This is a genomic window from Hungatella hominis, assembly GCF_014288005.1.
GTDB classification, from domain to species: domain Bacteria; phylum Bacillota; class Clostridia; order Lachnospirales; family Lachnospiraceae; genus Hungatella; species Hungatella effluvii.
On record NZ_JACOPB010000021.1, the window covers coordinates 95,963 to 107,003 of the forward strand.

The 11,041-nt window shown below is 46.0% G+C and carries 11 protein-coding genes and 1 tRNA gene; 8 read left to right on the top strand and 4 right to left on the bottom strand.

Annotation, left to right across the window (positions count from 1 at the left end):
- Positions 1 to 30 precede the first annotated feature (30 nt).
- The 4 genes from gyrA (at position 31) to H8S75_RS27995 (ending at position 6,149) form a co-directional block, all read left to right on the top strand.
- Positions 31 to 2,553, top strand: a complete 2,523-nt coding sequence (gene gyrA / locus H8S75_RS27980; RefSeq protein WP_187024327.1) for a DNA gyrase subunit A — start codon at positions 31 to 33, stop codon at positions 2,551 to 2,553.
- A gap of 411 nt (positions 2,554 to 2,964) precedes the next feature.
- Positions 2,965 to 4,296: a hemolysin family protein gene (locus tag H8S75_RS27985; protein WP_187024328.1), complete on the top strand. Its 1,332-nt coding sequence runs from the start codon at positions 2,965 to 2,967 to the stop codon at positions 4,294 to 4,296.
- A 34-nt stretch (positions 4,297 to 4,330) separates the two neighbouring features.
- Positions 4,331 to 5,467, top strand: a complete 1,137-nt coding sequence (locus H8S75_RS27990; protein WP_187024329.1) for a sodium ion-translocating decarboxylase subunit beta — start codon at positions 4,331 to 4,333, stop codon at positions 5,465 to 5,467.
- Between the two features lie 265 nt (positions 5,468 to 5,732).
- Positions 5,733 to 6,149 (top strand): RrF2 family transcriptional regulator, encoded by a 417-nt coding sequence (locus tag H8S75_RS27995; protein WP_002605420.1) that lies wholly within the window; start codon positions 5,733 to 5,735, stop codon positions 6,147 to 6,149.
- Between the two features lie 162 nt (positions 6,150 to 6,311).
- On the opposite strand, the gene H8S75_RS28000 is transcribed toward H8S75_RS27995, so the two are convergent.
- Genes H8S75_RS28000 through H8S75_RS28010 form a run of 3 tightly spaced genes read right to left on the bottom strand, consistent with a single transcriptional unit; the run spans position 6,312 to position 8,181 of the window.
- Entirely contained in the window at positions 6,312 to 7,121 is an 810-nt protein-coding gene (locus tag H8S75_RS28000) for a hypothetical protein (RefSeq protein ID WP_187024330.1), read from the bottom strand.
- The gene (locus H8S75_RS28005; RefSeq protein ID WP_110322544.1) at positions 7,115 to 7,813 is read right to left on the bottom strand and encodes an ABC transporter ATP-binding protein; all 699 of its coding nucleotides are present in this window, start codon (positions 7,811 to 7,813) and stop codon (positions 7,115 to 7,117) included. Before H8S75_RS28005 ends, H8S75_RS28000 begins: the two co-directional genes overlap by 7 nt.
- Complete coding sequence (locus H8S75_RS28010; protein WP_002605423.1) at positions 7,810 to 8,181, bottom strand: GntR family transcriptional regulator; 372 nt, start codon at positions 8,179 to 8,181, stop codon at positions 7,810 to 7,812. Before H8S75_RS28010 ends, H8S75_RS28005 begins: the two co-directional genes overlap by 4 nt.
- Positions 8,182 to 8,362: 181 nt before the next feature.
- On the opposite strand from H8S75_RS28010, the gene H8S75_RS28015 reads away from it, so the two are divergent.
- The 4 genes from H8S75_RS28015 to H8S75_RS28030 all read left to right on the top strand — a co-directional run bounded on the left by H8S75_RS28015 (position 8,363) and on the right by H8S75_RS28030 (position 10,724).
- Positions 8,363 to 9,205 (top strand): fumarate hydratase, encoded by an 843-nt coding sequence (locus H8S75_RS28015; RefSeq protein ID WP_187024331.1) that lies wholly within the window; start codon positions 8,363 to 8,365, stop codon positions 9,203 to 9,205.
- A gap of 37 nt (positions 9,206 to 9,242) precedes the next feature.
- A complete protein-coding gene (locus H8S75_RS28020; protein ID WP_055657755.1) occupies positions 9,243 to 9,794 on the top strand; it encodes a Fe-S-containing hydro-lyase in 552 nt (183 codons plus the stop codon).
- A 43-nt stretch (positions 9,795 to 9,837) separates the two neighbouring features.
- Positions 9,838 to 10,551 carry a lysophospholipid acyltransferase family protein gene (locus tag H8S75_RS28025; protein WP_187024332.1) on the top strand — a complete coding sequence of 238 codons (714 nt, stop codon included), beginning with the start codon at positions 9,838 to 9,840 and terminating at the stop codon, positions 10,549 to 10,551.
- Positions 10,552 to 10,636: 85 nt separating this feature from the next.
- A tRNA-Ser gene (locus tag H8S75_RS28030) sits at positions 10,637 to 10,724 on the top strand.
- On the opposite strand, the gene H8S75_RS32480 is transcribed toward H8S75_RS28030, so the two are convergent.
- On the bottom strand, positions 10,706 to 11,041 hold a 336-nt coding region (locus H8S75_RS32480), incomplete at its 5' end, for a hypothetical protein (RefSeq protein ID WP_207729239.1). The genes H8S75_RS28030 and H8S75_RS32480 overlap by 19 nt on opposite strands.

The following is an 11,041-nucleotide window of genomic DNA, read 5'->3' on the forward strand; positions in this document are numbered from 1 at the left end:
ATTAATATTGCGTTATAAAGGAGAAGAAATATGGAACCAAATATCTTTGATAAGGTTCATGAGGTAGATTTGAAAAAGACCATGGAAAAGTCGTATATCGACTACGCCATGAGTGTTATCGCTGCCCGTGCGCTTCCTGATGTAAGGGATGGTTTGAAGCCGGTTCAGCGAAGAGTCTTATTCTCAATGATCGAACTGAATAACGGACCAGATAAACCCCATCGTAAATGTGCCCGTATCGTCGGTGATACCATGGGTAAATACCATCCGCACGGCGACAGCTCTATCTACGGAGCTTTGGTAAATATGGCGCAGGAGTGGTCCACCAGATATCCTCTGGTAGACGGCCATGGCAACTTTGGTTCTGTCGATGGTGACGGAGCGGCGGCCATGCGATACACGGAGGCGCGTCTGAGTAAGGTCTCCATGGAGATGCTGGCTGATATCGGCAAGAATACCGTTGATTTCACGCCGAACTTCGATGAGACCGAGAAGGAACCGGTTGTACTTCCGGCCAGATTCCCGAATCTTCTGGTCAACGGAACATCGGGTATCGCGGTAGGTATGGCGACTAACATCCCGCCTCATAACTTAAGAGAAGTGATCGGCGCTGTTGTTAAAGTTATTGATAATCAGGTAGAGGAAAACAGAGAGACCGAGATGGAAGAGGTCCTTGAGATCATCAAGGGGCCGGATTTCCCCACAGGTGCAACCATCCTGGGAAAGATGGGGATCGAAGAGGCTTACCGCACAGGACGCGGAAAGATAAGAGTCCGCGCCGTGACGGATATCGAGACGCTTCCCAACGGAAAGAGCCGTATTATCGTAACAGAACTTCCTTACATGGTGAATAAGGCCCGTCTGATCGAAAAGATGGCGGAGCTTGCAAAAGAGAAGAAAATCGATGGAATCACGGATTTACGAGATGAGTCTGACCGTACCGGTATGAGAATCGTCATTGAACTTCGCCGTGATGTCAATGCCAATGTTATTTTAAACCAGCTTTTAAAACATACCCAGTTACAGGATACATTCGGCGTCATTATGCTGGCGCTTGTCAATAACGAGCCTCGTGTCTTAAATCTGATGCAGATGCTCAAGCTGTATTTAGCGCACCAGAAGGAAGTCGTAACCAGAAGGACCCAGTACGATTTAAACAAGGCGGAAGAGCGCGCTCATATTTTACAGGGCTTGCTGATTGCTCTTGATAATATCGATGAAGTCATCAGGATTATCCGTAATTCGCAGAACGTTCAGATTGCGAAGGCAGAACTCATGGAGCGCTTTGGCTTAAGTGATGTTCAGTCCCAGGCGATCGTGGATATGCGTCTCCGTGCTCTTACAGGTCTGGAACGTGAGAAGCTGGAGAACGAATTTAAGGAACTGGAAGCGAAGATAGAGGAGTTGAGAGCCATTCTTGCAGATGAGAAGAAGCTTCTTGGCGTAATCCGGGAAGAGATTATGCTGATCTCCGATAAATACGGGGATGACAGAAGAACCTCCATCGGATTCGATGAATTTGACATGTCCATGGAAGACTTAATTCCGGATGAGAGCACCATTGTTGCCATGACAAAGCTGGGCTATATCAAGAGAATGTCCGTGGACAACTTTAGGAGCCAGAACAGAGGCGGTAAGGGAATCAAGGGAATGCAGACCATCGATCAGGATTATATCGAAGATCTGATTATGACCACCAACCACCACTATATTATGTTCTTTACCAATACAGGACGTGTATACAGGCTTAAGACGTATGCGATTCCGGAGGGAAGCAGGACGGCCAGAGGCACGGCGATTATCAATCTGCTTCAGCTGCTTCCGGGAGAGAGCATTACCGCCATCATCCCGATGAAGGAATACGACGACGACAAGTTCTTATTTATGGCGACAAAGAACGGTATGGTAAAGAAGACCCCGATGATGGAATACGCCAATGTCAGAAAGAACGGACTTCAGGCCATTGTACTCCGCGAGGATGACGAACTCATCGAGGTAAAGGCAACCGATAATTCAAAGGATATTTTCCTGATTACGAAGATGGGACAGTGTATCCGTTTCAATGAGACCGATGTCCGTGTAACGGGACGTGTATCCATGGGTGTAATCGGCATGAAGCTTAACGATGATGACGAGGTCGTAGGCATGCAGATGGATACGCAGGGTGAGAAGCTGTTAATCGTATCCGAAAACGGTATGGGCAAACGTACCCCGATCGACGAATTTACCCCGCAGAAGAGAGGCGGAAAGGGCGTACTCTGCTATAAGATCACAGAGAAGACCGGTATGATCGTGGGAGCGAAGCTGGTGCATGACGATCACGATATTATGATTATCACTAATGAGGGAATTGTAATCAGAATTACCGTGGAAGACATCTCCGTAATCGGGCGCAACACCTCCGGTGTGAAGCTTATGAATATCGATCAGGAATCCGATATCCGCGTGGCAAGTATTGCCAAGGTTCGTGATGACGGAAGCAAATCAGAGGGCGAAGGCATGGAAGATCTGGACCTGGAAGATGAAGAGAGCGCTCCGGAATCCGAAGAATAAAAGGCTGCAGCAGAAAACTTAACATTTTTTTAATAGAAATTTTTTGCTCTTTATATTATAATAATACTATCAATAAAGGGGAGTAGCCGGCATAACCTTATGGATTCCTGTGCGTCAGTACGATTAATGAACGCTTTAGCGTGGATTGAAAAACAAATAATCCGCTGGGAATTGAAATGGCAAGACTTTTATTGCAGTGTGGAATAATCCATGCTGTAATAAAAGTCTTTTTTTGTAAGAGGAAAGTGTTACTCTTACAAAAAAGCCCTCCGGGCAGGAGGCGCCCTCCGCGAGGGTCAAATACCCCGCCGCTCGCGGCGCTGCAAATTTGATACCCCGTTGCTTGCGGCGGGGGTTTTGACTTAGAGGAAAATGCCGGAATACCCAACCCAATTAAAGGAGGAATTAAGCTTGGACAGTGACCCAGGCGCGGCTGCGATAGCCGCACAGATTTTACTATTAATAGCCCTTACCATGATGAATGCATTTTTCGCAGGGGCAGAAATGGCAGTTGTATCTGTCAACAAAAACAGGATCCGGATGCTCGCCGACAATGGCAATAAAAAGGCGGCCCTGATTCAAAAACTATCAGAAAATTCCACAGGATTTCTGTCAACCATCCAGGTGGCAATCACATTTGCCGGATTCTTTTCCAGTGCATCTGCGGCGACTGGTATTTCACAGATACTGGGAAACCGCATGGCGCAGTCAGGAATTCCCTACAGCCAGAGCATAGCGATGGTGGTGGTTACGATCATCCTGTCTTATTTTAACCTGGTATTTGGTGAACTGGTTCCGAAAAGGGTTGCGCTGCAGAAGGCGGAGGCCTTCAGCCTGTTTGCCGTTAAGCCGATTTATATCATTTCTAAGATCATGGCCCCGTTTATCGCCCTGTTGTCCGCGTCCACCAACGGAATATTAAGGCTTCTGGGACTTAAGACGGAGAACCTGGAAGAGGAGGTTTCTGAAGAAGAGATCCGTTCCATGCTCCAGACCGGCCGGGAAAGCGGCGTGTTCAATGAAATTGAACAGGATATGATAACCTCCATCTTTTTATTTGACGATAAGAAGGCGAGAGAAATCATGACTCCGCGCCAGGACATGATTGCCGTGGATTTAAGTACGCCTCTGCTGTCCAGCATCGACGAAATACTAAGCAGCAGACACTCCAGAATCCCGGTTTATGAGGATGAGATTGACAATATAGTGGGAATCCTGTTTATGAAGGATTTTATCATAGAAGCGAATAAGAAGCCCGTCAGGGAAATCGATATTCGCGCCATCATGCAGAAACCGTATTTTATTCCTGAAAACAGGAAGACGGATAAATTATTTCAGGAGATGCAGAAGAACAAGCTAAAGATGGCTGTGCTCGTCGACGAGTACGGCGGCGTGTCGGGGATTGTGACCATGGAAGACTTAATCGAGGAGATTGTGGGCGATTTACACGACGAGTATGAAGACGTGGAGCCGGAGCTTGTGGAGGTGGAACCCCATGTGTACCAGGCGGCCGGAAGCATCCTCCTGTACGATTTAAATGAGGTCCTTCACGAGGAGATCGAGAGCTCCTGCGATACCCTGTCAGGCTATCTGATCGAATGTCTCGGATACATACCGAACGACAAACAGATGCCTATAGAGCTGTATGAGGATGGCATCCATTACACCATCCTTAAGATGAATGAAAAGGTTATAAAGGCAGTAAAAATAGAACTGAACCGGGAAAAAGAAAAGGGACACTAAAAATTAGGACAATAGAGAAAACAGGAGGATGAAAATGGAATTCTTATTAGAGGGAATTATGTCTGTTACTTGGCAGCAAATACTCATGTATCTGGTGGGAATTATCCTGATATGGCTTGCAATTAAAAAAGAGTATGAACCGGCACTGCTTCTGCCCATGGGATTCGGTGCAATTCTGGTGAATCTGCCGAATACAGGGGTTATTAATCAGGTGCTGGCCGGTGTCGGCGACACCAACGGAATTATAGAATGGCTGTTTCATGTGGGGATCGAAGCGTCTGAGGCGCTTCCCATCCTCCTGTTTATCGGAATCGGAGCCATGATTGATTTTGGCCCCTTGCTGTCCCAGCCGGTGATGTTCTTATTTGGTGCGGCCGCTCAGCTGGGAATCTTTATCGCGATCTGTGCGGCGGTACTGCTGGGATTTGATTTGAAAGACGCAGCATCCATCGGAATTATCGGCGCGGCAGACGGACCCACCTCCATCCTCGTGTCCCAGATTCTCCATTCTAAATATATTGGAGCCATAGCGGTGGCCGCCTACTCCTACATGGCCCTGGTGCCGATTGTACAGCCATTTGCCATCAGGCTGGTCACGACAAAGAAGGAAAGAACCATCCATATGGAGTATAAGCCTGCGGGCGTTTCGAAGGCCATGAGGATAGCATTTCCAATCGTTGTAACTATCATTGTAGGCATGATCGCCCCGATGTCGGTGGCTCTTGTGGGATTCTTAATGTTTGGCAACCTGTTGAGGGAATGCGGTGTTCTCGGCAATCTTTCCGACACGGCTCAGAACGGGCTCGCCAATTTAATCACCCTGCTACTGGGAATTACGATCTCCTTCAGCATGCGTGCGGATGCGTTTGTGAGAGTCGATACGCTGATGATCATGGGTATTGGCCTGATTGCCTTTGTATTTGACACCATTGGCGGCGTGCTGTTTGCCAAAATATTAAATCTGTTCCGTAAAGAGAAAATCAACCCGATGATCGGCGCAGCCGGAATCTCCGCGTTCCCCATGTCTGCCAGAGTAGTACAGAAGATGGCCCAGAAAGAGGAGCCGGGAAATATTATCCTGATGCACGCAGTCGGCGCCAATGTATCCGGCCAGATCGCCTCAGTCATAGCAGGCGGCCTTGTCATCAGCCTGGTGACAAGGTTCTTATAGGAGGGAAAGACGATGATGGAAAATTTCTTAATAGCTCTGGAAATCATGGGAAAAGGGATGGGCGGAATCTTTGTATCCATCCTGATCATTATGGGCTGTGTTGTAATCATGGGTAAAATATTAAAATAAATTTGTTTGAAAATTCTTTTGGTTTGGACTTGACAAAAAAAACTGTAACTGATAGTATTACGATATAAACTGAAACAATAATAATTACAGATTGAAGTTTCAGGGAAGAGTATGAATCAGACAGGGGGCGAATCACATGACAAGTGAATTTGCAATAGCGGTCCACGCCTTGGTATATTTGAATCACCGTCAGGAAACCATATCCAGCGAGGCGCTGGCTTCCAACGTATGCACCAATCCGGCCAGAGTGAGAAAGGTCATGGCCAAGTTAAAAAAGGCCGGGATCATTTCAACAAAAGAGGGGCTGGAAGGCGGATACCATTTTGAAAAAGACTCATCCTGCGTGAATTTAAGGCAGGTATGCGATGCTCTGGAGGTCGATTTTGTATCGGCTTCATGGAAATCAGGCGATAAGGAAATGGACTGCATGATCGCATCCGGTATGGCGGCCATCATGGATGGAATCTATGCGGATCTCGATGAATTATGCCGGAAGCGGCTGGAAAGCATTACGATCGCTTCGATTGAAGCGAAGATATTCAAGAAGGAATAACAAGGATTCAAAATATGGTTTGAAAGAAGAGCCAGGATTGAGAACGCCGGATATAAAAATAAAAAACGTGGTAATCCCGATAGGATCAACAGCCTTTAATCGGAATTACCACGTTTTTTATCTGTTCCTTGTTTTTTATCTGTTCCTTTCACCCGAAAGATATTACTCCAGATTAAGCTTCCTGGTAAAGATATAATCTGTTATTGCATAAAATCCCGCTGTGCAGGCCACGCAGAAGATGGTGGTGAACAGCATATAATTCTTAACCGTCTGAACGGCGTACTCCGAATTGCTGATTAGAGGAGAGGAGTAACCGCATATGGAGAAATACACGCTGCTGATAATCTGCATTACCACATAGATAACAAAGTAAGAAATTATAGCCCAGAGGACTCTGTGTTTCCGGAATAAGTGACCAAGCGCAATCGCCGCATACAGCATCAGAGGTCCGGAAATGAGACCGGCGATGCAGGTAATGGTGACTTCAATCAGGAAAATCGGCATATTTAAGTAATTTGATGCCTCCCGATAGAGAGTCCCAAAATCACGGAGCAGCTGCTGGAGATCAGTCAGATGCAGGTGTCCGGTGAAAAAAATGAAAATAGATAAGATAAACAGCACGCCGGCGATAATCTCCCACAGGACCGCTGACAAAAGCTTTGCATTGATCAGAGTGCTCATCTTCACAGGAAGTGTGTTGGTTAAGTATCCCTGATCACTCACCATGGTTTTATAAAAGTGCATGACGATAAAGACGGAAGTCATGACAAACAGGGCGATGATATAAATGAAGTACAGGACGAAAAAGATTGCTGTAATCGTTTCCATCAGCCGGCTGTTTCCCAAAAATGCGCTGTAGCTGCTTTCAAATGTAAATTTGCACAGAAGCGTAATGGCAATGAATCCGATCATCAACGGTAAAAATAATCGGGATGTGGATTTCATTTCATGTTTGAATACTTTACCTAGCATTTGAACACCTCCCTGAACAGAGCATCTACAGATTTACCGTTTTCTTCCCGGATTGCATCGACGGAACTGGTCAGAACAATCTTTCCATCCTTGATAAAGATGATGTCATCCAGAACTGGTTCAATATCGGAAATTAAATGGGTGGAAATAATAATGGAACCCTGTTCATTGTAATTCGATAATATGGTATTTAAAATATAGTCTCTGGCCGCCGGGTCGACACCGCCGATCGGTTCATCCAGAAGATAAAGATCGGCGTTTCGGCTCATGACCAGAATCAGCTGAACCTTTTCCTTCGTTCCTTTGGATAGCGTTTTCAGCCGGCTCTTCGGATCGATGTTCAGACGTTTTAACATCTCGTAAGCCTTGTTTAAATCAAAATTGTCGTAAAAATCGTGAAAATAGTCGAGAATCTGGTTGATTCTCAGCCCGTCATTTAAGTAATTCTTATCAGGCAGATAGGAGACTCTCCGTTTCGTCTCGACACTGACCGGAAGATCGCAGATGGTGATGGTTCCGGTTGTCGGCGTTAACAGGCCTGTGGCCAGCTTGATAAATGTAGACTTGCCGCTTCCGTTAGGACCCAGAAGCCCTACGATTCTGCCTGGTTCGATGGTGAAATTCACATCATCGAGAGCCGTTAAAGAGCCAAATTTTTTTGTAATATGGCTGCACTGTAGTATAGAATTCATTGACTCATCTCCTTTGCCGCTTTTTCTACTAATTTCAGTGTATCCCCCGGTTTCAGGCCAAGGCTGTTCATGACCTTAAAAAATTCTTTGATTTTTTCTTCTGCAATCTCTTCTTTTACATGTTCAATCATTGCCGTGTCCTCCGTGACGAAACGTCCCGATGTTCTTTGAGAATAGATAATACCGCTTTGTTCCAGCTCCGATAATGCCTTCTGCATCGTATTGGGATTCACAGAAGCGTCTGCCGCCAGTTCCCTGACAGATGGCAGGCGGCTGCCTGCCGCATAGATGCCTGATATAATCCGAAGACGTATCTGCTCCAAAAGCTGAGTATAGATTGGTCTGTCATTTTCAAAATGCCATGTCATTCGCTCACCTCCATTTGTATTACTGTACTAATTACTTAATACAATAATACACCACGATCCATCCATTGTCAAGAGTAATTACAAAAGAAATAACACATGATTATACTTGATTTCAACGGATCAATCCCTTATAGTTAGTAAAAGAGAGTGATGGATTTCATCATTTATATGGAGGAATCGTATGATAAGAACCATTCAGGCCGAAGAGATAACAAGAAATATTAAAGAAATGTGTATAGAAGCAAACCATGTTCTGTCAGACGACATGAAGAATGTATTCTGCGATGCGGTAAGACGGGAGAGGTCGCCGCTGGGAAGGCAGATATTAGAGCAGCTGGAGGAAAATTTAAAAATTGCGGGGGAAGACAGGATTCCCATCTGCCAGGATACTGGTATGGCTGTCATCTTCCTGAAAATAGGACAGGACGTACATATAGAAGGAGGCAGCCTGGCCGACGCGGTGAATCAGGGCGTGCACGACGGATATGTGGAAGGTTATCTTCGTAAATCCGTGGTAGAGCCAGTAGACCGGATCAACACAAAGGACAACACTCCGGCTGTCATCCATTATGAGATCATGGATGGAGACCAGATTGATATCACCGTAGCTCCTAAAGGCTTTGGAAGTGAAAACATGAGCCGTATTTTTATGTTAAAGCCGGCGGATGGAATCGAAGGGATTAAGGAAGCCGTACTTACGGCAGTCCGTGATGCAGGTCCCAATGCCTGTCCCCCTATGGTAATCGGAGTGGGAATCGGCGGAACCTTCGAAAAATGTGCGGAGATGGCAAAGCATGCCCTGACCAGAAACCTGGAGGAGGAGCCTCCGGCGGGCTATGCAGGAGAGCTTGAGAAGGAACTGCTCGAAAAGGTCAACCGCCTTGGAATTGGGCCGGGCGGACTCGGCGGAAGCGTCACAGCTCTGGCGGTAAACATCGAGACGTACCCCACCCATATAGCGGGCCTGCCTGTGGCGGTCAATATCTGTTGCCATGTAAACCGCCATGCGCACCGGATTATATAAGAGTACTCTAAGAAAGAGAAGGAGGGTTTACCACAGTATGGACCGTTATATGAAAGCACCAATTACCAAAGACGACGCAGCCGGCCTTTTAGCGGGCGATTACGTTTATTTAACAGGAACCATCTATACGGCCAGGGATGCGGCACATAAGAGGATGCAGGAGACACTGGACCGGGGCCAGGAACTGCCGTTTGAAATCAGCGGCAGCATGATCTATTACATGGGTCCATCCCCTGCAAGAGAAGGAAGACCCATCGGATCGGCAGGTCCTACGACAGCCAGCCGCATGGACCGGTATACGCCTCAGCTTCTCGATATGGGGCTTGGCGGCATGATTGGAAAGGGAAAGAGAAGTAAAGAGGTGGTGGATGCCATTGTCAGAAATGGTTCCGTCTATTTTGCTGCAGTAGGAGGGGCGGGAGCGCTTCTGTCTAAGCGGATTCTTTCCTCAGAGGTGATCGCTTACGATGACCTGGGCACAGAAGCGATCCGCCGTCTGGAGATAGAAGATTTCCCTGTGATAGTCGTTATCGACAGCAAAGGAAACAATCTATATGAGACAGCGATAAAAGAATACAGGGAAGAATAGTTTTTCTGTCCAATTACAATACAGAGAAACGCAGGAGGAAATCATGAACCGTATTGCATATATGGTGCTTCGGAATTTTTTTCGGGCTCCAATATGGTTTTATCATATATGGAAGCTGGGGAGATCAGGGGACACCCACACAGAACAGCAGCGATATGATTATATTAGGAATGTAGTGAAAACGGTAAACCGCACAGGCCGTGTGGAAGTAGAAGTCCACGGAATTCAAAATCTGCCAGAAAAAAACGGTTTTATCCTGTTTCCCAATCACCAGGGCCTGTTTGATGTTCTGGCCATTATGGAGAGTTGTCCCAATCCGCTGGGGATTGTCGTCAAGAAAGAGGCCTCTAATATTATATTAATCAAGCAGGTCATTGCGGCCATGCACGGCATGTCCATAGACCGCCAGGACGTAAAAGCATCCTTAAAGGTCATCACAAAGATGACGGAGGATGTGAAGCAGGGAAGAAATTACGTGATATTCGCCGAGGGGACCCGGAGCAGGGAAGGAAATCATCTTCTCTCTTTTAAAGGAGGAACCTTCAAGAGTGCGGTAAATGCCAGGTGTCCAATTGTGCCGGTTGCACTGATTGACTGCTTCAAACCTTTCGATGTTAATTCTATAAAGAAGCAAAAGGTCCAGGTACGCTTCCTGGAACCGCTGCAGCCGGAACAATATGTTGGGTTAAGGACAATTCAAATAGCAGATATAGTACACGACAAAATTCAACAGGAAATAAATGAAAATATGTGTTGACAATCGAAATATTCTCTAGTATAATTGTCAATGCGTCTGGGAACAATCTTGTTGCAGGACGAATCATATGGAGACTATGAACTACGGAGAAATACTCAAGAGGCCGAAGAGGCGCCCCTGCTAAGGGTGTAGGTCGGGTAACCGGCGCGAGGGTTCAAATCCCTCTTTCTCCGCTCTTTTCCAAATGATTATTTTTTTGCCCTTTCGTGGAGAAAAAAGTAAAATTATGGTTGACAGAGATAAGCCGTTGTGCTATACTGTAACTCCACCGCGAAAAACGGTGAAAAAGCAAGAAAAAAGAAATTAAAAAAGTTGTTGACAAAACAGAAACGATGTGATAGAATATACGAGTTGCTGTTGAGAACATAACAACACAAAGCACTTTGAAAACAGAAGATTGAACAGTATGTAAAACCCTGAAAATTCTAATAAAATAAGCCATTGTTTGATGGCTTTGAATGAGAAAATTCAGAACGAATACAATTATTGT